Source organism: Acinetobacter sp. 5862, from assembly GCF_024494585.1.
Lineage (GTDB): Bacteria > Pseudomonadota > Gammaproteobacteria > Pseudomonadales > Moraxellaceae > Acinetobacter.
The window spans coordinates 43,978-65,579 of record NZ_JANHGP010000037.1 but is presented as its reverse complement, the minus strand read 5'-3'; the positions used below and the strand labels follow the sequence as shown (position 1 = coordinate 65,579).

Sequence of the window (21,602 nt, the reverse complement as noted above, 5' to 3'; positions counted from 1 at the left end):
TATGACAATTTTATATACTCCATAAACCCTTTAAATTAATTAGGTGGTTTATGTCGCACTTCAAGTTTTACTCTGCCCTCTATAAAATTTAAATTCTGAAAAATTATCCATCATTTTCTAGCATATCCTCTAAACGTGTCATACCTTTTCTATCCAAATAATAATAACCATCCCTAATAAATGAAAGATACTCCGTTGCATCTAGATCTTGACGTAGTTCATATCCCTTAAAATTTATTAAAGATAAAATTAGGCCAACATCACCATCACCAGTACGTTGAGTTGGATTGACTCTCAATAAGTAATGAAAAATATATTCTAATACTTTGGATTGTCTATGTTGTAAATCATAGAATTTACTTGCAATTTTATCGCCAATATCCATTTGAAAATGATTTCTATGTACTTCATGTACATAATCCTTAATATCTTCAAATTCGAATACATTTTCATTAAAAAAAATTTTAAATCCTATTAAACCTAAGGCCCATGAATCATAATTCCATGATTTATCAAATATATGATTTTGATTTTCCCTGTAGTGTCTAAGATATTCTGGCGGGGTAGCATAAAGTGAAGTAGTTAATCTTCTCATATTACTTGTTTGTAATTTTATTAAGTCTTCTATTTCTAGATCACTGACTGTTGTAACGTATGATGAGTAGCTTTCTCCAAAATCAACAACCTTAATTCCTGTATTGAATGGTTTAGTAGATAAATCTTTATATTCAAAAGAGTTATCTAACACCATAATATTTGATGGATGTAAATCTCTATGAACTAGCCAGTTACTTAATGGTATTAGTGCATTCGTTACCCTATGAAACAGTTGAACTTTTTCCTCAATAGTTTTATTAGCATAAGTTTCAATTACCTCTTCCAGTGATTGTCCATCTAGCCATTCCAGAACTAGATAACCACCCAAATGATTTTTAAATAACTTAGCATCATAAAGTTCAATAACAGCATTTTCATCATATACATACCCTTGACGTGCAATAAGTCTATGAATTGCTATTTCATTTCTAAATTTTAAAATTTCGATTTCATGTCTAGGTAATAAAAGAAATTTGATAAAAACTTCTTTTTTTAAAGTATAGCTATAAGCTTTATAGGAATGAGAATTCCCACCAAAGTTGAGGGCTTTGATTAGTTTATATTTTCTACTAAAACCATTTTCTCCTAACCCCTTTAATAACTTTTTTAAAATTTTAATTTCCACTTGTACACCTATGAGTTCATTAAATATTGGAATGTACAAGACAGTGTACATTGTGTAAGTACATTATAGTTAGTTATACTTAGGTAAGAAAAAGGCTTAAACCATTACAGTTTAAGCCTTTTTAATTTTGTATATCATCATGTGACAGCATACAAATTTAGATATTTGGTGGAGGTGGCGGGAGTTGAACCCGCGTCCGCCAGCACTACACTCGAGAATACTACATGCTTAGATATCGTCTATTGTTTTAACGCCAAGCGACCCGACGAACAGGGTACAAGGCGCGATCCTCTAAGTTTGGTATAAAGCCCCGAGGCTTGACTTTATACGGACTTGTGTGCGTGCGCTTCGGTCGGGTTCACTGACCACAAGTATTCAGTGAAGCGGACAAGCTGCCCTTAGGCAGCTAGAGCGTAAGTTTCGTCGTTTGCGACTATTAAAATGCAAATTTTATTTACGAGAGAAAATGCGCTCTCGGCATGCATCTATGAGCTTCATCACCAGCGTCGAAGCCAATAACACCCCCATATATGAACGAGCATCATAGCATAAATATTGAAAATTTAAATCTAAATTTACAGGCTTTGAGGTTTGTGGTTAAAAACCGATCTAATTGAAATTATAAATTAATTGCATGTCTTTAAGAATTGGCTTTTTAACGTTTAGTTAAATTGGAACTTCAAAGAAGCAATATACATTTAAATCTCTTCATTAAAACAATAGCATATGACTCGGCAGCTTAGGTTCATGCCAACCAACATCTAAAGCCCGAATAAGATCTACGCTAGCAATCATTCGACTGCCATGAAGCTGTGCAGCGAGTTGCTCTTGCTGCAAGATTCCAGTCCGAATCAATCACATCCAGATAGCTGATACTGCCTTCACGATAATGCAAATGTGAAAGCTGATTGGCATGTCGGGATGACGCAAGTGCTTGTACGTGTGCCTGTATTTGCTGATCTAGAATACGCTGATCAGACAGTTCATATACTGATTAAATCCTTATTTTACATTTTCAATACTAGTTATATACAGCGCTACAAATTTAAAGAAATATGAATATGCGAACATATTCAAACTGGTTAATTTTTATGATTTTACGGTTTATAGAAACTATTTATCAGTTTTTCGCTGTTTATTTGATCGCACTTTTTGCCTGTATCACTTATGAGTTTTTTTAAAATTAACTAATTTAAGATACGTGGGTTCAAGCGATGATACTGTTTTTTAAGTGTTGAATCGCAGCATATGCATTCTTTGTTTGATTAATCAGTTGGAATCGTTTTGAAATTCTATTCTCATTTACTTTAACTAGAACGAAGTTTAGGTATTAATCGTAATAACGGAAGTTTTATGTTTTCACCCTATATCCATGCATTTGCATTGTTTTTTTCATTATTGAATCCGTTCCTGATGAGTGTCTACATGGTCGGGATGATTCGGAATACCGATGTAAAAGTATTTAATAAAGCATTGATTCAAGGGAGCTTAATTGCTTTTGCTGTTTTTGCATTATTTGCGTGGGGCGGTGAGAATATTTTTAGTCGCTACCTAAATGTAAGATTTGAATCTTTCCAAATATTTGGTGGACTAATTTTTCTTGTAATTGGTTATCGTTATGTGTTTCAGGGTGCAGAAACAATCGGTGAAATGCGTGGTGCTCCTGAGCATTTAGCAGGTACGATTGCTATGCCTTTTATGATCGGACCAGGAACAATTAGTGCTGCGGTTGTCACAGGCGTGAGTGTTCCATTTGGAGGAGCAATTGCTGTGATTGCCCTCACATTGGCGTTAACTTGCAGTATTCTTATCGCGATGAAATACGGACACGATCATTTACGCTACAAGCATGCGAAGTATATTGATCGTTACTTTGACATTATGGGGCGTTTATCTGCTTTACTGATCGGTACAATTGCTGTCGATATGATCGTTAATGGCGTGATGGGACTCATTCAAGCTACAAATTTAAATTAAATTATTAGATATAAAATTTTGTATGATGAGTATTTATCTGGTTAATAACACATTGTTAATTTTAGATAAAATCTAATAAAAAGAGTCTATATGTAATCCTGCTGAAATAATGTTTCGATCTATCATAAAAATAGTTGATGATGTTTTATACATTTATACGTATTTTTACGTTGAGGAATGAACGATAATACACATGTTGTATTCTCCTATGAGTTCTCCTATGTATCCATTAGATCAATTGAACCAAGCACCTGATGATCAGTCAGAGCTTACAATGTCAGTTTTAATGACACCTGATATGGCAAACTTTTCAGGTAATGTTCATGGTGGAGCAATTTTAAAACTGCTTGACCAAGTTGCTTATGCTTGTGCAAGCCGTTATTCAGGCAGTTATGTTGTGACATTGTCTGTTGATAAAGTTAATTTTAAAGAGCCAATTTACGTTGGTGAATTAGTCACATTTTTAGCGAGTGTTAATCATGTAGGACGTACTTCTATGGAAGTCGGTATTCGTGTAGAAGCACAGAATATTCAAAAGCGTACAATCAGACATACCAATACCTGCTATTTCACCATGGTTGCTGTGGATGAGGAGCGTAAACCTAAAGTTGTTCCGACATTAAAATTAGATACGGATTGGAAGCGTTGTCGTTTCGAAGCTGCAGAACAGCGTAAGGATCTACGTTTACAAGAAGTACAGCAACCTTCTTGCAGTATTTTCAAAAAAACTAGCCAGTGTTGATTTATTCATCACATTCCTAGTGATCTAAAAAAAGATCGAACCGCAGCATGGTTCGATCTTTTTTTATTTGTAAAGATGAGTCAAATCATTACAAATGTTGTTCTAAAGGGTCTGGAGGAACCTGAAGATCAAATTATTTACTAGCCGTCGGAGCAGCCGATGTTGCTGCATCACTTGCTGTGGTGTCTGTCGTAGCTGGATTTAGAGTTTCAGGTTGCTCTTGATTTGATACAACGACTTTCTCTTCGGTGGTTTTGGTGCTATGTGATTTGTCATGAGCCGAAGCTGCAAATGTTGTTGCCGCTGTTAAAGCAAATGTTATCGCAATTAAAGTCTTAATGAGTTTCATGTTTGGCATCCATATTTAAACTTAATTAAAAAATTACAGCTTCAATTCGAGAGATGAGTGAGAACAAATCTTGAATTTCTGCATGAGATTTATGCTAAGTGCCTAAGTTTTTTACAGCAATATTCTTAACAATCTTTTACGGAGAACTTAACAATAGAGCATCATAAAACGTGGTTTTGTGATGCGCTTGTAAAGTTATATGCCTGAACCTATCAATAAAATGTATATAAATATGTATTTTTGATTAAAAAATAATCTGTGATTTTACGTGTTTTAAACAAGAGCTTTCTTTTGCAAATAGTTTAATAATTGAATAAAACATTTATATCTTGATTTTAAATAGTATTTTTAGATTAATTTTGTGATTTAATTCTCTCTATTTTTATTTTTAATTGAATTGTTTCATAAATTTCATTCTTTATTTTATTTCGCATATTTTTCTCTTTAGAATGAAATAAATTTTTAATGCGAGTAAATCGTGAAGTTCATTGCTCCCAAAATTGTTCCTACTCACATTATTTCTGGTTTTTTAGGTGCAGGTAAAACAACGCTATTGCAGCATTTATTAACTCAAAAGCCTGAAAACGAAGTTTGGGCTGTTCTAATGAATGAGTTTGGGCAAATAGGTGTTGATCAACAACTGATTACTCAACAACAAGGCTATGCTGTCAAAGAACTACTTGGTGGATGCTTGTGTTGTAGCAGTCAACTTCCTATGCAAATTGCACTGGCTCGCTTACTCAGTGAAAGTAAACCTGATCGTTTATTTATCGAACCAACGGGTTTAGGTCATCCTGCACAATTATTGGAACAACTGACGGAGCCACATTGGCAAAGTAGTTTAGCAATGCGTGCTTTGGTGATTGTTGTGGATGGGAGTCGTCTACATGATGAAGATTGGGTTAAACAGAACTTATATACCGATCAACTGAAATCTGCCCAAATCGTAGTCCTCTCGCATATTGATTGTATGTCAGTAGCAGATCATCAAGCCTATGCGGCTTTAAAACAAGAATATGACACTTATGTCCAGCATTGGATTGAAGTTGAGTGTGGCAAAATTGAATTGTCTCAGGTTGATATTATGCAACAACCTGTACAACGTAAGATTCAACCTTTACTCAAGTTACAACAAACACAGGCTATTGAGCCTCCGTTAGAAATAAAACAACTTCCATATCATTATGTAGAAACGGCTCAAGGTTATACCGTTGCAGGTTGGAAATTGCCTAAACGCTGGCAATTTAAATTTTTTGAACTGTTAGATTTGTTGTGTACGCAACAAAATTGGGTCCGTATCAAAGGCATATTTAATACGGATCAAGGTTGGAAAAGTTTTAACTTTAATCCTCAACAATTTAACTATAAGTCTGCTGAAGAAAGTATTGATAATCGAATTGAAATTATTTGCCAATCCGAACAAGATTGGTTGGGGTTTGAAACACAATTATTAAATTGTCGCCTTGATCTAACTGATGCCCAAAATGATGAAAGCCGATATTTTCTGTAATAAAATAGAGTATGCTTAGCGCCAAATTTGAGTACATCGTATTTAAGAGTATTTTTTATGGCGCTAAAAGCAACAATATATAAGGCAGATCTGAATATTGCCAATATGGATCAGCATATCTATGCAGATTATCAGCTAACACTTGCCTTACATCCGTCAGAGACTATTGAACGTTTGATGGTTCGTATTCTTGCTTACGCCCGTTATGCCGATGAACGATTAGAATTCACTAAAGATTTGTTTGAAACGGATGAGCCTGCGTTATGGCAAAAAGATTTAACAGGGCTTTTAGAAAACTGGATTGAAGTCGGTTGTCCATCTGAAGATAAAGTGAAAAAAGCCAGTGCTCGTTGTAAAAAAGTGGCTGTGATTACCTATGGCTCACAAGCTGCTGATTGGTGGCAAAAAAATACCAAGATTAAGACGTTGAGTAATGTGGAAGTTTGGCAATTAGCATCTCAGACTACACAGGCACTTGAAGGCTTATGTGAACGCACGATGCAATTACAGCTTAATATTATGGATGGAGAATGGACTTTGTTAAGCGATAACGGTCAAGTCGATATTCAATGGTTACAATTGCAATAAATCAGGTTGGGAGAAAAAAATGAGCGCTGAATTACAAATTATTGATTTAAAAGTAGGTGAAGGTAAAGAAGCTGTTAAAGGTGCTTTAATCACAACACACTATACAGGGTGGTTGGAAGATGGTACTCAGTTCGATTCTTCAATTGATCGCGGGAATTATTTTGAGACGGTGATTGGTACAGGGCGAGTAATCAAAGGTTGGGATCAAGGCATCATGGGAATGCGCGTTGGTGGGAAGCGTAAATTAATCGTACCTGCACATTTAGCATATGGCGAACGCAAAATGGGAAAAATTATTCCAGCAAATTCAAATCTGATTTTTGAAATTGAATTATTTGATGTTAAAACTCGCGACGAGTGATTTAGTCTCAATGATGCAAAGCATGATGGCATTGATTTGATTGCTTCATTCATGCTTTGCAAAAAAAAGTACAAAAACAATACAAATCAAAAAAATGATTTAATCTCAATATTTTGATTTTAAAAATTTTTATTTAAATCTTCTGTTTTTAACAATCTGCTTAAAATTATTGATTCTATAGAAGGTTCTGTATATCTTTTAAACAAAGAGCAATGCATTTTGAATCAAAGTTTTTACAAAAAATGTGATGTTAATTTACCTTTTGGAAAAATTGCTTTTAATGTTGCCATCCATGATCAGCAGATTCATAAACATGGCGAGGTAAATTATAAAAAATCTATGCTTGTGTTAACGAGCACCAAAAAATTGAGTGAGTGAGGCAGCTATGAATGATTATTTGGATATTACCGCTTCTGAGCTATTAAAAGAATTACATAATTTTTTCTTGATTAATACTTATAATGGCGCTGAAAATGGTTTTTGGGTCAATGAAAAAGCATTGATTGATAAACATTATTGGATGGATGGAGAGAACAAGGTCGAGATTATACGAGAGCTGAGTCCTTCACATCAGCATTCGCATCCTGACTATCAGATTACCTTATTATCTCCATTAGAAGGGAATGTCCTCTTGCTACAATATGATGGCGTGAATAAAAAGATTCAGACATTCCGTCGTGGTGAATGGGTAAACTGCTTATATAAATATTTTTATCAAAAAGAACGTTATTATTTACAACAACTTTCTGAGCATCCAAATTTTCAGCTCATTCAATATTAAGCTTTTATATTTAGCTCACTAGGTTCTTAATACGTATCGTGTTAGGAACCTAATTACATATTGCTAAAATATTGATGTATATTGCGATAAAATTTATAAAATATTTTTTTAAGATTATTTTCAGTTTTTAAAATTATAAATACAATCCTTGCTCCCAGCTGACTCGCTAAAAATCTTATTTGTCCACAAATTGTAAGATGATTCATGCATGATTCGCGCTCAGCCATTTTCGAATATTGAGAAGATATCTCTATGACAACACGTTTAGTGTCTCCGACCTTAAAAACATTTTTAGGTCTAATGATTGGTTTAGTTGCGAATACAGCAACTTTTGCAGAAAATTCCAAAATTGATGCGACAACGTTAACCGTCATTGGTTATCATGAAATTACCGACCATAAAGATGCACTCATCCCAAGTTATGCAGTAACAGCACAACAATTCAGCGAGCACATCGATTGGTTACAAAATAATGGCTATCACTTTATCAATGTCGATCAACTGATTAAAGCACATCAGGGCAAATATACTTTACCCACTAAACCTGTGTTATTGACAGTAGATGATGGTTATCAGTCTTTTTATCAAAATGCTTATCCAATTGTACGTGCGAAAAAAATTCCAGTTGTATTAGCAGTTGTCGGTTCTTGGTTAGAGCCAAAAGCTAATCAGAAAGTGGACTTTGGTGGGGAAGAGATTACGCGCAATAAAATTTTGAGTTGGAATGAACTCAAAGAAATGCAAAATAGTGGTTTTGTTGAAATTGCGAGCCATAGCTATCATTTGCATCGAGGAGTAAACGCAAACCCTCAAGGTAATTCAGAACCAGCAGCGATTACTCGAATCTATGATTCAAATACGAAAACCTATGAAAGCGATGCAAATTATCAAGCACGTGTTTATCAAGATTTAAAGAAAAATAATGAATTATTGCAGGCACATGGTTTGCGTTCACCACGTGTTATGGTTTGGCCTTATGGTCGCTACAATATGCAATTAGTTCAAATTTCTAAACAATTGGGTATGCCGATTACCATTACTTTGGATGATGGTGCTGATCATGCCAAACAATCGATCCAAAATATGGGGCGTATTTTAATTCAAGGAAATATGTCAACCAATGCCTTGGCACAAGAAATTAAGAACCGCGAACTGAATTTGAACGATAATAATCGTCCGCAAAAGATCATGCATGTGGATTTAGATTACATCTATGATCCAGACCCACAACAACAGGAACGCAATTTAGGTAATCTGTTAGATCGTATCAATGCAATGGGAGTCAAGACTGTTTATTTACAAGCATTTTCTGATCCTGATGCAAATGGTTCTGCTGATATGGTGTATTTCCCAAATCGTCATATTCCAATGCGTACGGATTTATTTAACCGAGTAGCTTGGCAAATTCAAACACGTACGCCAGTACAGCGTTTGTATGCTTGGATGCCTTTACTTGCATGGGAATTACCTAAATCAGACCCAGTGTCAAAGGATTTAGTTGTCACGCAACAAGCAAAAGCAGGCGAGCATTTGAATATGGGGTATATCCGCTTAAGCCCATATTCACCAAAAGCAAGACAAACCATTAAAGAGATTTATCAAGATCTTGCAAAATCAACGCCATTTGATGGCCTGTTATTTCATGATGATGTGACATTATCTGATTATGAAGATGCAAGCCCTCAAGCACTAGCAGCCTATGCGAAACAAGGTTTGCCAACGGATCTGGCCAAAATACGAAATAATGACGACAAGTTACAGAAATGGACTGCTTATAAAACGCGTACCCTAGATGATTTTGCAATGGAGCTCGCAGGTGAGGTGCGTCAATATCAGCCTTATTTGATGACTGCACGTAATTTGTATGCGCAAGTTGCCCTTAACCCGTACGCCGAAAATTGGTATGCACAGTCTTTAGAAGAGTCATTAAGACGTTATGATTTCACTGCAATAATGGCAATGCCGTATATGGAGCAATCGGATCATCCCGAAAAATTTTATACGGATATTATGAATCGGGTGAAACAATATCCCAACGGGATTAAAAAGACAGTGATGGAGTTACAAGCGATTAACTGGCGTAATGATCAGAAGATTCCTTCTGAAGAAATGGCAGCAACAATTAAGTCACTTTATCAACAAGGTGCGATGCACATTGCATATTATCCTGACGATCCGATTAAAGAACACCCAGATGTGGAAACGATGCGTAAGGCTTTTGCTTTAAAATCATCACAATTAGTACCATAACGGAGTAATGTGTCGATGAGTATAATTGCTTTATTATGGGCTTATGCCATTAAGTTTGTTTTCTATTATCCATTATTTATGTCGTATTTATGGATGGTTGGGGCAATTATTTTTTATTGGAAAGAACGCCAAGATCCTCCATATCAGCAGCCAGCAACTTTGCCTGAATATCCTAAAGTTGCTGTACTCGTTCCTTGTTTTAACGAGGGAGATAACGCAGAAGAAACCATTAGTCATGCTTTGCAATTAGATTATCCAAACTTTGAAGTGATTGCGATTAATGATGGTAGTTCTGATAACACGGGCGAAGTGCTGGATCGTCTCGCGATGCAGCATGAAAAATTACGTGTGGTACATCTTGCTCAAAACCAAGGTAAAGCTATGGGACTGCAAGCGGGCAGTTTAATGACTGATGCTGAGTTCTTGATTGGTATTGATGGTGATGCGTTACTAGATCCTCATGCTGCTAAATGGATGATGCGTCATTTTCTAGAAGACTCAACAGTTGCAGCAGTCACAGGTAATCCACGTATTCGTACACGTTCAACTTTATTGGGACGTATACAGGTCGGTGAGTTCTCTTCAATTGTTGGCATGATTAAACGTGCACAACGTACTTTTGGCCGTTTATTCACAGTCTCAGGTGTGATTACTGCATTTCGTAAAAGTGCCGTACATCAAGTTGATTATTGGTCTCCAAATATGTTGACTGAAGATATTGATATCACTTGGAAATTACAACGCGCAGGTTGGGATGTTCGTTTTGAACCAAATGCTTTGGTTTGGATTTTGATGCCAGAGACTTTTAATGGTTTATGGAAGCAACGTTTGCGTTGGGCGATGGGTGGGGCACAAGTTCTGATTAAGAATATTGATGTGTTCTTTAAACCAAAACTTAATTTTCTTTGGCCTTTAATGTTGGAGCTTTGCTTAACATTAGTATGGTCATATTTGATGTTGATTATGGCTGTCATGTGGCTGTTACATTTTGTATTTACAATCCCAGCCCTTGCTATCGTTAGTTCACCATTTTTACCATACGGTAGTGGAATTTTATTAGGTGCGACCTGTTTAATTCAGTTTGCTTTAAGCAAATGGATGGATAGTCGTTATGAGCCAAGCCTAGGGAAAAATTATTATTGGATGATTTGGTACCCATTTGTGTTTTGGTTAATTACGATTACTGCTACAATCGTCGCCTTTCCAAAGGTACTGTTGCGTGGTGATGAAAAACGCGCCCGTTGGATTAGCCCAGATCGTGGAATTCGCTGAGTCGCAAGATTCATTTTGCTGAGACTAGAAATGAAAGCAAATAGTTTGATTATCGATGTTCGTCGCCAACTCCCATGGCATAAGCGTTATTTTTCTACGACCACAACAGCAATGATGTGGGCAGGTTGGCTGCTATTATGGCGACCATTTATTTTGGTTTGGGTGTTAATTGAACTGCAAAAAACGCATCTTGCACAACGTTTAATGGCTGCATTCAGTCAAGGTCTTGAGCACGGAATTACAGCACTTTTCATGTGTGCGGTAGCATTATTATTATGGGGGCTTTTACCTTCAAAACGCGTACATAAAAAACATGCAATTGAAAAAGCACTACCTGATTATGCACGTTATTTTGAGTTGCCTGAACAAGAAATTCAAGCTGGTCGCCAACAAAAAGTAACCACGCTGCATCATGATGAAAATGGTAAGATTATTAGAGTTGAATAAAATTTATTCGATTGAGAAGTATAAATGCCTTAATTTTAATTAAGGCATTTTTTTATGCTTGTCTTAAATTTTAGACATAAAAAAACCAGCTTAGGCTGGATTTTTATTTGCACCATATTTCACTAGTTGAAAAATGGTGCCCGAGGCCAGACTCGAACTGGCACGCTTTGTGGGCGGGGGATTTTAAATCCCCTGTGTCTACCGATTTCACCACTCGGGCATGTGCGCAATAATAGAGGAGACTTTAAAACTTGGCAAGAGTAAAAAGTATTAATTGCTTTCTTTTCAATCAATTCATGTGTTTATCAGATAAAAATTAAGCATTGTCATATAATTTTCATGATTATTTCATCAAACTGAGATCAAACTTTCATTTAAGCAACTTAGTTTTAATTATTTAAAGTAATAAAATTAAGGTAGCTATCCAAATGACAGCAAAAATTTCACGACGGGAACTCATTCAAAAAAGTTTATTCGGTTTTGGGGCATTCTCTTTATCTGCGGGATTTACAGGATGTAATGACAGTTCAGATCAAGAAACAGCGACATTACAAGTTAATTTTGAACATGGCGTTGCCAGCGGTGATCCACTACAGGATCGCGTGATTTTGTGGACACGCTTAACACCAAGTGATAGCAGTGCACGGTTGCAAGTCACTTGGGAAATTGCGTTAGATCAGCAATTCAAGCAAATTATTAAAACCGATAAAGTCACTACCGCTGCTGCACAAGACTTTACTGTAAAGGTAGATGCAATTGGATTAAAACCAAATCAAACCTATTTTTATCGTTTTGTTTTCGGTGATAAAATTTCGCCAGTAGGTCAGACTAAAACCTTGCCGACCAGTACATCAAAGGTTAGTTTTGCTGTGTGCTCGTGTTCTAATTATCCAGCAGGCTATTTTTATGTTTACCGTGAAATGGCAAGACAAAATGTAGATGTCGTGATTCATCTAGGCGATTATATTTATGAATATGGCGCTGATGGTTATGCGACAGAAGATGCAGCGAAATTAGGGCGTACGCTTCCTGCGAATAATGATAAAGAAATTATTAAACTGGATGACTATCGCAAACGCTATGCTTTATATCGTAAAGATAAAGACTTACAAGCTTTACATCATCGCCATCCTTTTATTGTGATTTGGGATGATCATGAATTAGCAAATGATGCATGGCGAGAAGGTGCTGAAAATCATACTGAAGAAACAGCAAATGCAAAAAATGAAGGTAAATTCTCTGAAAGAAAATTAGCAGCATTGCAAGCTTATTTTGAATGGATGCCGATTCGTCCAATTGATGATCAGCATATCAAGATTTATCGACAGTTTGATTTTGGTAATCTCGTTCAGCTTACTATGTTGGATACACGTATTATCGCGCGTGATCAGCAATTAGATTATGTAGATTATATGACCGCAAATGGTTTGAATGCTGCAAAATTCCAAGCGGACTTAACCAACCCTGCACGTACTTTAATGGGATATACCCAACGGGATTGGCTACTCGGAAAACTTCAACAATCTAATGCAACATGGAATGTTTTAGGTCAACAAATATTAATGGCGAAAATGCTGATTCCTGCTGAGTTGTTACTTTCTTTGGCTGAAATAACTTCAGGCAATCCAACTGCCGACACCTTAAATAAAATGAATACGCAAATTACTGAGCTAGTCACCTTAAAGATGCGTTTAAAGCAAGGTGATCCGAGCTTAACCAGTCAGGAAAAAGCTCGTATCCTCACCGTTGCACCTTATAACTTAGATGCCTGGGATGGTTATTTTGCTGAACGTGAGATTCTGTATGGCACTTTGGCACAATTAAAGAAAAAAGTTGTTGTACTTGCAGGCGATACCCATAATGCATGGTCTTCTAATTTATATAGTAAAGATGGTGCATTTGTAGGTGTGGAATTGGCAACCAGTTCAGTTTCTTCACCAGGTCTGGAAAAATATTTAAATATTCCATTGGCTCAGCTACAGCAGTTTGAATTTGCATTTACCACCTTGATTGATGAGCTGAACTATTGCAACTTAAACCAACGAGGTTATCTCATGGTTCAGTTTGATGAAACTCAGGTACAGTCACAGTGGGTTTATCTGGATTCAATCAAAAAATCTGAATATAGCATTGATACAGCCAGACAATATCAGCTCAGTTTTGATAAGAATTTGTTGCCAGTGAAAGCAGGGCAGCAAGTAGCGTAAACGATTGATATATCGAGCCAAACGTTAATGTTTGGCTTTTTATTCTTAAATTTCAAACATAAAAAAACCAGCTTACGCTGGATTTTTATTTGCACCAAATTTCATTAGTTGAAAAATGGTGCCCGAGGCCAGACTCGAACTGGCACGCTTTGTGGGCGGGGGATTTTAAATCCCCTGTGTCTACCGATTTCACCACTCGGGCTTTAAAACCAAATTTGGAGGCGGGGGTCGGAATCGAACCGGCGTACACGGAGTTGCAGTCCGCTGCATGACCATTCTGCCACCCCGCCATCATTTGGTGATGCACATATTAGCAACCTTTAGAAAAAAAACAATAGTGTTTGCCGTGAATATGCACATAAAAACAACATCTAAAAGAATATTGGTCAAATTATCATGTATTATTTACGCAATTGATTCATACCCACTTTGGAGATGCGCTGTGGCATTGGTTTTAGACGGTCGTGCGTTGGCAACACAAATCGAAGCTGATTTGTTGGTTCGTGTAGAAGCATTAAAAGCAAAAACGGGACGTACCCCAATTTTGGCAACAATTTTGGTTGGTGATGATGGTGCATCGGCAACGTATGTGCGTATGAAAGGCAACGCTTGCCGCCGTGTCGGTATGGATTCATTGAAAGTTGAGCTTTCTAAAGAAACAACTACAGAACAATTGCTTGCTGAAATTCAAAAATTAAATGCGAATCCTGATGTACACGGTATTTTGTTGCAGCACCCAGTGCCTGAACAAATTGATGAAAGAGCATGTTTTGATGCCATTTCATTAGCTAAAGATGTGGATGGCGTGACTTGTCTAGGTTTTGGTCGTATGGCTATGGGGGAAGCGGCCTATGGTTCTGCGACACCTGCGGGTATTATGACAATCTTGCAAGAAAACAAGATTGAGATCGCGGGTAAACATGCAGTTGTGGTCGGTCGCTCAGCGATTTTAGGCAAACCAATGGCAATGATGTTATTACAGGCGAATGCGACAGTGACCATTTGCCACTCGCGTACTCAGAATTTAGCTGAGTTGGTAAAACAAGCAGATATTATTGTCGGTGCGGTAGGTAAAGCTGAGTTGATTCAAAAAGACTGGATCAAGCAAGGTGCAGTTGTTGTAGATGCAGGTTTCCACCCGCGTGATGGCGGTGGTGTCGGTGATATTCAATTAATGGGAATTGAAGAGATTGCTTCTGCTTATACACCAGTTCCAGGTGGTGTGGGGCCAATGACGATTACGACTTTGATTCGTCAAACTGTTGAAGCCGCTGAAAAAGCCTTAGTTTAAAGATTAATAGCCCCTCGATAAGAGGGGTTTTTTAGAATTAAAGATATATGAGTTGTACATTTCAATTTGCGAAAGCCCCTGAACAATTGCTTCAAGCATTACATGAAGTCATCCCTAATACGGATCTACTAGCACAGCAGCTTCCTGAAACACCTATATCGTTATGGTTGATTCCACCAGTTTTTCCAACGGATCGTTTGGATGATGAGGTGATTCGTCGTATTTGGAATGAGACACCGTATTGGATTTTCTGTTGGGCATCTGGTTTAGCGATGGCACAGTGGTTACTCGCTGAGCCACATCATGTTAAAGATAAAGTGGTCTTGGATTTTGGTGCAGGTTCGGGCGTAGTTGCAATTGCTGCAAAAATGGCAGGTGCGAAACGTGTGATCTGTTGTGATATTGATCCAATAAGTCTTGCGTCATGTCGTGAAAATGCTTTGTTGAATGATGTTGAACTTGAATATTTGGATGATTTATATAAAGCCGAGCAGGTGGATGTATTGCTCGCTGCGGACGTGCTGTATGACCAATGCAATCGTTTCTTCTTAGATGAGTTTCTTAAGTTCTCACCTGAAGTTTGGGTTGCCGATAGCCGAGTTAAAAACTTTAGTCACCCTCAATATATGAAAATTGATGAACGTAGTGCAACGACTTGGCCTGATTTGGATGAATCCAAAGAGTTTAGAAATGTGAGTTTCTACTGCACAAAATAAATAATGTTTAATCTAAAAATAATCAGTGTTGAGACTATCAAATCTCAACACTATTTCCTTCTTACTCATGCTAAAACATTCAGTTGAAATAGAAATAATCTTCAAAAGGAAAGAAAATGAATATTCAACAGGTTGATGATAATAAACATGGAATATTTAAGCTGTTTAACGGTGAAACAGTAGCTGGTGAAATGGCTTACACATGGGCTGGGATACTTGTTAATTATTGATCATACTGATGTGAATGATCAATTTCGAGGGCAAGGATTAGGTCGAAAACTTTTAAATGAGTTAGTTACTTTTGCAAGAGGTCGCAACATTAAAGTCATTCCTTTATGCCCATTTGCAAAGTCGGTTTTCGATAAAGACCTATCAATTCTTGATGTCTTGCAGATATAAAATATATAGGATGTATAAACCTAAAGAAAAACTTATACATCCATGATTATTATTTATTCAGAACAAGTATAGCGAATGACTTTAAGTGTAGTCGGGCGTGCTTCAAGTGCTTGGCGTGTTGCATATCCTTCACTGTTATTGAAATCAGGTGAATTAGAAAGTCCAAAAGTTGCACGACTATTTCCAAGTTTTACGCCGTATTGTTCTTGTTGTGTAGGATTCATAATTTCATTCACACTGAGTATTGAAATTTTATAAGTTTTTCCTACGCCTAAAACTTGGTTGCATGCATGTTGTAATTTCTTTTGATCTAAATCTTGATTGGTACGTGCTGCAAGGGTGTAAGCAATCGTGGCTGAAGTTGTTGTTTTATTTTCTATTTGATAGCCCGTCACGCCGTTAAATTTGTGTGGTGTACTTTGACATGCAGTGATCACAAGTGCACTTGTAACGATAATGAATAAATTGGTTTTTTTCATATCTATGATCCTATTATTTCCACAATTAGTATGGCATAAAATAAGGTTGTTATTGTGAGTAATCTTTGAAATTGGCGCTATTCATCGTATTGAGGTTCAAAGCTAAAGAAAGAATTTTCGTTTTCGAACAATTTTGCATATAATCTGCCAAGTTTTTTATTTAATACAGAAGTCGTTGCTTTATTGCAGTATTTTTGCCCGTTTTAACGGGCATTTAGTTTACTGGTCTGCTATAAGGCAAGTCTGGATAGGTGTGTCATGATCTCTACAGATAGTCAAAAAAAATATGTGGTTGCGTTTGACCAAGGTACAACAAGTTCACGAGCAATCGTGTTGGATCATGATGCAAATGTTATTAGTATTGCTCAGCGCGAGTTCACGCAAATCTACCCACAACCAGGTTGGGTTGAGCATGATCCTATGGAAATATGGGCAACTCAAAGTGCAGTTTGGGTTGAGGCGCTAGCACAAGCGGGTATTTCAAGTGACCAAATTGCTGCAATCGGGATTACTAACCAACGTGAAACCACGATCATTTGGGATAAGAAAACTGGTAAGCCGATTTATAATGCTATTGTTTGGCAAAGCCGTCAAAGCAATGAAATTTGTAATCAGTTACATCAAGATGGTTGGGATGATTATGTTCGAAAAGTAACGGGCCTAGTCATCGATCCATATTTTTCAGCAACAAAAATAAAATGGATTCTTGATCGTGTTGAAGGAAGTCGTGAGCGTGCAGAGCGCGGTGAGCTTTTGTTTGGTACGGTGGATACGTGGTTGATTTGGAAATTGACCAATGGTCAAGTTCATGTGACTGACTATACCAATGCTTCACGTACCATGCTGTTTAATATAGAAACCTTAGAATGGGATGATAAGTTACTTCAAGCTTTAAACATTCCAAAAGTAATGTTACCAACTGTGCGTAGCTCATCTGAGGTCTATGGATACACACATACCATTAGCGGTCAGGAAGTTGGAATTCCAATTGCAGGTATTGCGGGGGATCAACAAGCTGCATTATTTGGACAAATGTGTGTAGAAGTCGGGCAGGCCAAGAATACCTATGGGACAGGTTGTTTCTTATTGATGAATACAGGGAAGCGTATAGTTCAATCTGAACATGGTTTGTTGACTACCATTGCATGTGGTGCAAAAGGTGAAGTGAATTATGCTCTAGAAGGTGCTGTGTTTAATGGTGGATCATGTGTGCAATGGTTGCGTGATGAACTCAAAGCGATTAATGATTCGTATGATTCTGAATATTACGCCACCAAAGTGAAAGATAGTAATGGCGTATATGTTGTTCCTGCATTTACAGGTTTGGGTGCGCCGTATTGGGACCCAACCGCACGTGGTGCGATCTTGGGTATTACACGTGGTGTGAGTATTGAGCATATTATTCGTGCGACCTTAGAGTCAATTGCTTATCAAACACGCGATGTATTAGATGCAATGCAACAAGACTCTGGCGAAAAGTTGCGGACACTCCGCGTAGATGGTGGTGTAACAGCGAATAACTTCTTGATGCAATTCCAAGCGGATATTCTTTCGACTTCAGTTGAACGTCCAGCAATGAAAGAAACGACAGGGATGGGAGCCGCATTTTTGGCTGGTTTAGCTGTCGGTTTCTGGTCTGATTTAAATGAATTGAAGAGTAGAATGTCGATCGAACGAACCTTTATACCTGAATGCAGTCAGGATCAAACTGAAAAATTGTATAAAGGTTGGTTAAAAGCTGTCGGACGTACTCGAGATTGGGCAGAAGATTAAGCTAAAATAGCTGGATATAATATGCCGTAAATAACACAGGATTGATGAGCATGAGCTTGATACTACGCCAACAAAAAACCCTCGAATTAGTACGAGAGCGTGGTTATATTAGTATTGAAGAACTTGCTCAACATTTCGATGTTACACCTCAAACGATTCGTCGTGATATTAATCAATTAGCGGATGAAGGGCTTTTGCGCCGTTATCATGGCGGCGCTGCGCATGATTCAAGTGTTGAAAATACAGAATATACGATGCGTGTCGGGCATATGCTTGAGCAAAAAAGAACAATTGCTGAAGCTGTTGCTGCTGCCGTTCCAAATCACGCTTCTTTATTTATTAATATTGGCACCACAACCGAAGCGATTGCTCATGCACTACTGAATCACACGGGCTTAAAAGTCATTACTAATAACCTGAATGTTGCAAAGACCCTGAGCACAAAAGAGGATTTTGAAGTTCTGATTGCCAGTGGTCGTGTTCGTCCAGATGGTGGTGTCATTGGTCAAGCAACCGCTGATTTTTTCAAACAGTTTAAAGCAGATTATGCGCTTATCGGGATTAGTGGAATTGAAGAAGATGGCACATTGCTTGATTTTGATTTTCAGGAAGTGTGTGTCTCTCAAGAAATTCTTTCAAGTGCACGCCAAGTTTTTTTAGCCGCGGATAGCAGTAAATTTGGGCGTAATGCGATGATTCGATTAGGTTCACTTAAGCAAGTGGATTGTATTTTTACTGATCAACAGCCAAATGAGCAATTTATAAAAACCATCCGAGAGTTAGATGTTGGTTTGATTGTTGCAAAATAAATATTCATTTTCGAAAAATTGTTACTTTTCTTGAGTTAATCAATTTAACTCAAGATATATTCAATAAAAATTATATTTTTCTTATAAATAAATGCGGTTACCGTGTTTCTGAACTGTTAGTTTCTCCATCGAATTTTACCATTTATCTAAAAGTGTCGAAAGATTGGCATTTTTTGATCTATCTTTTATTGTTTATTTTCGATTTATATGTTTAAATTTTCATTATCGAAAAATAATGAAAAATTTGTGGTGATCTATGCAAACTTCTCCTCAGACAAATGAAAAAATCTATGACCTTGCGGTCATTGGTGGTGGTATCAATGGTGTTGGTATTGCGGCTGATGCTTCAGGACGCGGTTTATCGGTATTCTTGTGTGAAAAAGATGATTTAGCCAGTCATACTTCGTCTGCAAGCAGTAAGCTCATTCATGGTGGTTTACGGTATTTAGAACACAAAGAATTTCGTTTAGTACGTGAAGCGTTAGCTGAGCGTGAAGTGCTATTGGCTAAAGCTCCACATATTATTCGCCCAATGCGTTTTATTATGCCGCATCGCCCACATCTTCGCCCTGCATGGTTGATTCGCACGGGTTTGTTCTTCTATGACCATTTAGGTAAGCGTGAGAAATTATTGGGTTCAAATAATGTCTATTTTAAAGAAGATAGCCCTTTAAACTCTGCGATAACACGTGGTTTTGAATATTCTGACTGTGCTGTTGATGATGCTCGTTTGGTTGTACTCAATGCGATGCATGCCCGTGAAAAGGGTGCTGATATTGTAACTCGTACTCGTTGTTTGTCTGCACGAAGAGATGGGCAGTATTGGATTGTTGATTTAGAAAATGAAAATTGTCAATTCCAAATTAAAGCAAAGGCACTGGTCAATGCTGCTGGCCCTTGGGTCGCAAAATTCATCAAACAAGATTTAGAGCTCAAATCACCTTACGGTATTCGCTTGATTCAAGGTAGTCATATTGTTGTGCCAAAACTCTATGAAGGTGATAAAGCCTTTATTATGCAAAATGATGACCGCCGTATTGTGTTCGCAATTCCGTATTTAGATCAATACACCATGATTGGCACCACAGACCGTGAATATCAAGGTGATCCTGCGCAAGTGCAAATTACTCAAGCAGAAACAGATTATTTGCTTGAAGTGAGCAATGCACATTTCAAAAAACAGCTTACTCAAGCGGATGTTATTTGGACATTTGCTGGGGTACGTCCACTCTGTGATGATGAATCAGATAATCCTTCTGCAATTACGCGTGACTATACTTTAGCTTTATCTAAAGAGAACGACGAACAAGCTCCATTGCTTTCAGTATTTGGTGGAAAGTTAACGACTTATCGAAAATTAGCTGAGTCGGCTATGCAGCAGTTAAAAGCATTCTTCCCTGAAATGAAGGGGAGTTGGACTGCAACAGAAGCTTTACCTGGTGGCGAAAATATGGAGTCTGTTGAACAGTTGATGCGAGAAATTCGTGCACAAGTCACCGATGCGTCTGAAGCATTGGCAAAACGTTGGGCTACTGCTTACGGTTCACGTATTTGGAATATTTTAGGCGAGAAAAGTTCGGTTGAGCAACTTGGGCAGCATTTCGGTCAAGGCTTATATGCCAAAGAAGTCGATTATTTATGTCAGGTTGAATGGGCGACGACCAGCCAAGATATTTTATGGCGCCGTTCCAAATTGGGCTTGAGTTTTACACAAATTGAAATGAATCAATTGGATACTTATTTAGTATCCAAACAGCAAGAGCCGCATGCCGCTTAAAAAATCGTATAGCCGGACTGTTTTTAAAAAGCTTTTTATCTAACGCCTGAGTTAAGCCGCGAAGCGGCTTGGGCTTGAATGAATTGTTAGGCTACGTCTCGCCCGTGCGACCAATGTAAACCTCTTGGCCAATACTGTATTGAGATATACGTCTAGCCCATTCTCATGCCGAAGATATTTGAGACTCTTATCACTGTGCTCTATTGGCGCGAAGCCATACGAGTGAGTCAGGGAGCCGTCAAATTTCCACGTAGGTGGAGTGACCACTTGCATGGAGTTGCTCCCAACAAGGCGACAGACCGCGATGCGTTGTTTTGGGTTGTTGCCGAGATTTGCATGGCCAAACTCAAGCCATGAACAGTGCGAGGCTAAGCCGTGAATTTGATCTGCAACCGCCAAGTCAATGGCGTGCCCATCTTGGAGGTGTGTGAGGCCAGAGTGGGTAAGTAGCTTGACGAATGATTCCGTATCTTGCAGCGACATGAAGCCAACGCGCACGATCTCGTTGTCAGCGCACATGGTTTCGTTTGGAAGATGTGACTTGAAGCCGTCCCATCCGCCGGGGAATTTGCGGAGCAATGAATCTGCGCGAATAACCACAGAAATTGCTTCTATCAAAACAGCCATAGACTCCCCTTAGTAGCCTAACGCT

19 protein-coding genes, 3 tRNA genes, 1 other RNA gene and 2 pseudogenes are annotated in these 21,602 nt (G+C 37.8%); 16 read left to right on the top strand and 9 right to left on the bottom strand.

The window, feature by feature from the left end; translation table 11 throughout:
• Positions 1 to 103: 103 nt before the first annotated feature.
• The 3 genes and pseudogenes from NO346_RS07215 to NO346_RS07205 all read right to left on the bottom strand — a co-directional run.
• On the bottom strand, positions 104 to 1,222 hold the full coding sequence (locus tag NO346_RS07215; protein WP_256414740.1) for a protein kinase: 1,119 nt from the start codon (positions 1,220 to 1,222) through the stop codon (positions 104 to 106).
• A 166-nt stretch (positions 1,223 to 1,388) separates the two neighbouring features.
• Positions 1,389 to 1,748, bottom strand: a transfer-messenger RNA (tmRNA) gene (gene ssrA / locus NO346_RS07210).
• A 185-nt stretch (positions 1,749 to 1,933) separates the two neighbouring features.
• Positions 1,934 to 2,204, bottom strand: a pseudogene (locus tag NO346_RS07205) (hypothetical protein); the annotation flags it as partial.
• 371 nt (positions 2,205 to 2,575) lie between these two features.
• On the opposite strand from NO346_RS07205, the gene NO346_RS07200 reads away from it, so the two are divergent.
• Both NO346_RS07200 and NO346_RS07195 read left to right on the top strand, forming a co-directional pair.
• Positions 2,576 to 3,199, top strand: a complete 624-nt coding sequence (locus NO346_RS07200) for a MarC family protein (protein ID WP_005158146.1) — start codon at positions 2,576 to 2,578, stop codon at positions 3,197 to 3,199.
• 220 nt (positions 3,200 to 3,419) lie between these two features.
• On the top strand, positions 3,420 to 3,941 hold the full coding sequence (locus NO346_RS07195) for an acyl-CoA thioesterase (protein ID WP_005158145.1): 522 nt from the start codon (positions 3,420 to 3,422) through the stop codon (positions 3,939 to 3,941).
• 133 nt (positions 3,942 to 4,074) lie between these two features.
• Here the strand turns inward: NO346_RS07195 and NO346_RS07190 are convergent, their stop codons facing one another.
• Positions 4,075 to 4,290, bottom strand: a complete 216-nt coding sequence (locus NO346_RS07190) for a hypothetical protein (RefSeq protein WP_256414739.1) — start codon at positions 4,288 to 4,290, stop codon at positions 4,075 to 4,077.
• A gap of 478 nt (positions 4,291 to 4,768) precedes the next feature.
• Here NO346_RS07190 and NO346_RS07185 point away from each other — a divergent pair, with 478 nt between their 5' ends.
• From NO346_RS07185 to pgaD, 7 genes are all read left to right on the top strand, one after another.
• Positions 4,769 to 5,800 carry a GTP-binding protein gene (locus tag NO346_RS07185; protein WP_256414738.1) on the top strand — a complete coding sequence of 344 codons (1,032 nt, stop codon included), beginning with the start codon at positions 4,769 to 4,771 and terminating at the stop codon, positions 5,798 to 5,800.
• A gap of 57 nt (positions 5,801 to 5,857) precedes the next feature.
• On the top strand, positions 5,858 to 6,388 hold the full coding sequence (locus NO346_RS07180) for a YaeQ family protein (protein ID WP_005158142.1): 531 nt from the start codon (positions 5,858 to 5,860) through the stop codon (positions 6,386 to 6,388).
• Positions 6,389 to 6,407: 19 nt separating this feature from the next.
• Positions 6,408 to 6,749, top strand: coding sequence for an FKBP-type peptidyl-prolyl cis-trans isomerase (locus NO346_RS07175; protein WP_005158141.1), 342 nt, complete (start codon positions 6,408 to 6,410; stop codon positions 6,747 to 6,749).
• Between the two features lie 385 nt (positions 6,750 to 7,134).
• Entirely contained in the window at positions 7,135 to 7,530 is a 396-nt protein-coding gene (locus NO346_RS07170) for a hypothetical protein (protein ID WP_256414737.1), read from the top strand.
• A gap of 252 nt (positions 7,531 to 7,782) precedes the next feature.
• Positions 7,783 to 9,780 (top strand): poly-beta-1,6-N-acetyl-D-glucosamine N-deacetylase PgaB, encoded by a 1,998-nt coding sequence (pgaB, locus tag NO346_RS07165; protein WP_256414736.1) that lies wholly within the window; start codon positions 7,783 to 7,785, stop codon positions 9,778 to 9,780.
• Positions 9,781 to 9,795: 15 nt separating this feature from the next.
• Positions 9,796 to 11,052: a poly-beta-1,6-N-acetyl-D-glucosamine synthase gene (gene pgaC, locus NO346_RS07160; RefSeq protein ID WP_005158135.1), complete on the top strand. Its 1,257-nt coding sequence runs from the start codon at positions 9,796 to 9,798 to the stop codon at positions 11,050 to 11,052.
• Positions 11,053 to 11,082: 30 nt separating this feature from the next.
• Positions 11,083 to 11,499: a poly-beta-1,6-N-acetyl-D-glucosamine biosynthesis protein PgaD gene (pgaD, locus tag NO346_RS07155; protein ID WP_005158127.1), complete on the top strand. Its 417-nt coding sequence runs from the start codon at positions 11,083 to 11,085 to the stop codon at positions 11,497 to 11,499.
• A 134-nt stretch (positions 11,500 to 11,633) separates the two neighbouring features.
• Here pgaD and NO346_RS07150 read toward each other — a convergent pair.
• Positions 11,634 to 11,719 (bottom strand) — tRNA-Leu (locus NO346_RS07150).
• A gap of 208 nt (positions 11,720 to 11,927) precedes the next feature.
• On the opposite strand from NO346_RS07150, the gene NO346_RS07145 reads away from it, so the two are divergent.
• The gene (locus NO346_RS07145) at positions 11,928 to 13,706 is read left to right on the top strand and encodes an alkaline phosphatase (protein WP_256414735.1); all 1,779 of its coding nucleotides are present in this window, start codon (positions 11,928 to 11,930) and stop codon (positions 13,704 to 13,706) included.
• Between the two features lie 116 nt (positions 13,707 to 13,822).
• Here NO346_RS07145 and NO346_RS07140 read toward each other — a convergent pair.
• Both NO346_RS07140 and NO346_RS07135 read right to left on the bottom strand, forming a co-directional pair.
• Positions 13,823 to 13,908 (bottom strand) — tRNA-Leu (locus NO346_RS07140).
• 14 nt (positions 13,909 to 13,922) lie between these two features.
• A tRNA-Cys gene (locus NO346_RS07135) sits at positions 13,923 to 13,996 on the bottom strand.
• A gap of 152 nt (positions 13,997 to 14,148) precedes the next feature.
• On the opposite strand from NO346_RS07135, the gene folD reads away from it, so the two are divergent.
• The 3 genes and pseudogenes from folD to NO346_RS07120 all read left to right on the top strand — a co-directional run bounded on the left by folD (position 14,149) and on the right by NO346_RS07120 (position 16,112).
• A complete protein-coding gene (gene folD, locus NO346_RS07130) occupies positions 14,149 to 14,997 on the top strand; it encodes a bifunctional methylenetetrahydrofolate dehydrogenase/methenyltetrahydrofolate cyclohydrolase FolD (RefSeq protein ID WP_256414734.1) in 849 nt (282 codons plus the stop codon).
• Positions 14,998 to 15,044: 47 nt separating this feature from the next.
• Positions 15,045 to 15,713: a methyltransferase gene (locus NO346_RS07125; RefSeq protein ID WP_256414733.1), complete on the top strand. Its 669-nt coding sequence runs from the start codon at positions 15,045 to 15,047 to the stop codon at positions 15,711 to 15,713.
• 116 nt (positions 15,714 to 15,829) lie between these two features.
• Positions 15,830 to 16,112: pseudogene (locus NO346_RS07120) on the top strand (GNAT family N-acetyltransferase).
• A gap of 53 nt (positions 16,113 to 16,165) precedes the next feature.
• Here NO346_RS07120 and NO346_RS07115 read toward each other — a convergent pair.
• Positions 16,166 to 16,591 carry a hypothetical protein gene (locus NO346_RS07115; protein WP_005217773.1) on the bottom strand — a complete coding sequence of 142 codons (426 nt, stop codon included), beginning with the start codon at positions 16,589 to 16,591 and terminating at the stop codon, positions 16,166 to 16,168.
• 258 nt (positions 16,592 to 16,849) lie between these two features.
• Between NO346_RS07115 and glpK the strand changes: the two genes are divergently transcribed.
• From glpK to glpD, 3 genes are all read left to right on the top strand, one after another.
• The gene (gene glpK / locus NO346_RS07110; RefSeq protein WP_087536979.1) at positions 16,850 to 18,364 is read left to right on the top strand and encodes a glycerol kinase GlpK; all 1,515 of its coding nucleotides are present in this window, start codon (positions 16,850 to 16,852) and stop codon (positions 18,362 to 18,364) included.
• Between the two features lie 50 nt (positions 18,365 to 18,414).
• Complete coding sequence (locus NO346_RS07105) at positions 18,415 to 19,173, top strand: DeoR/GlpR family DNA-binding transcription regulator (protein ID WP_005158113.1); 759 nt, start codon at positions 18,415 to 18,417, stop codon at positions 19,171 to 19,173.
• Positions 19,174 to 19,429: 256 nt separating this feature from the next.
• Positions 19,430 to 20,950, top strand: a complete 1,521-nt coding sequence (gene glpD / locus NO346_RS07100; protein ID WP_256414732.1) for a glycerol-3-phosphate dehydrogenase — start codon at positions 19,430 to 19,432, stop codon at positions 20,948 to 20,950.
• Positions 20,951 to 21,001: 51 nt separating this feature from the next.
• On the opposite strand, the gene NO346_RS07095 is transcribed toward glpD, so the two are convergent.
• Positions 21,002 to 21,577 (bottom strand): hypothetical protein, encoded by a 576-nt coding sequence (locus tag NO346_RS07095; protein WP_256414731.1) that lies wholly within the window; start codon positions 21,575 to 21,577, stop codon positions 21,002 to 21,004.
• Positions 21,578 to 21,602: the final 25 nt, after the last annotated feature.

Excerpts from the sequence above, each read along its gene's own strand:
- pgaC (WP_005158135.1), top strand. The coding sequence starts at position 9,796 with ATGAGTATAATTGCTTTATTATGGGCTTATGCCATTAAGTTTGTTTTC.
- NO346_RS07145 (WP_256414735.1), top strand. The coding sequence starts at position 11,928 with ATGACAGCAAAAATTTCACGACGGGAACTCATTCAAAAAAGTTTATTC.
- NO346_RS07175 (WP_005158141.1), top strand. The coding sequence starts at position 6,408 with ATGAGCGCTGAATTACAAATTATTGATTTAAAAGTAGGTGAAGGTAAA.
- pgaB (WP_256414736.1), top strand. The coding sequence starts at position 7,783 with ATGACAACACGTTTAGTGTCTCCGACCTTAAAAACATTTTTAGGTCTA.
- NO346_RS07125 (WP_256414733.1), top strand. The coding sequence starts at position 15,045 with ATGAGTTGTACATTTCAATTTGCGAAAGCCCCTGAACAATTGCTTCAA.
- NO346_RS07200 (WP_005158146.1), top strand. The coding sequence starts at position 2,576 with ATGTTTTCACCCTATATCCATGCATTTGCATTGTTTTTTTCATTATTG.
- NO346_RS07105 (WP_005158113.1), top strand. The coding sequence starts at position 18,415 with ATGAGCTTGATACTACGCCAACAAAAAACCCTCGAATTAGTACGAGAG.
- NO346_RS07095 (WP_256414731.1), bottom strand. The coding sequence starts at position 21,577 with ATGGCTGTTTTGATAGAAGCAATTTCTGTGGTTATTCGCGCAGATTCA.
- NO346_RS07180 (WP_005158142.1), top strand. The coding sequence starts at position 5,858 with ATGGCGCTAAAAGCAACAATATATAAGGCAGATCTGAATATTGCCAAT.
- NO346_RS07190 (WP_256414739.1), bottom strand. The coding sequence starts at position 4,290 with ATGAAACTCATTAAGACTTTAATTGCGATAACATTTGCTTTAACAGCG.
- glpK (WP_087536979.1), top strand. The coding sequence starts at position 16,850 with ATGATCTCTACAGATAGTCAAAAAAAATATGTGGTTGCGTTTGACCAA.
- pgaD (WP_005158127.1), top strand. The coding sequence starts at position 11,083 with ATGAAAGCAAATAGTTTGATTATCGATGTTCGTCGCCAACTCCCATGG.
- NO346_RS07115 (WP_005217773.1), bottom strand. The coding sequence starts at position 16,591 with ATGAAAAAAACCAATTTATTCATTATCGTTACAAGTGCACTTGTGATC.
- NO346_RS07170 (WP_256414737.1), top strand. The coding sequence starts at position 7,135 with ATGAATGATTATTTGGATATTACCGCTTCTGAGCTATTAAAAGAATTA.
- NO346_RS07195 (WP_005158145.1), top strand. The coding sequence starts at position 3,420 with ATGTATCCATTAGATCAATTGAACCAAGCACCTGATGATCAGTCAGAG.
- glpD (WP_256414732.1), top strand. The coding sequence starts at position 19,430 with ATGCAAACTTCTCCTCAGACAAATGAAAAAATCTATGACCTTGCGGTC.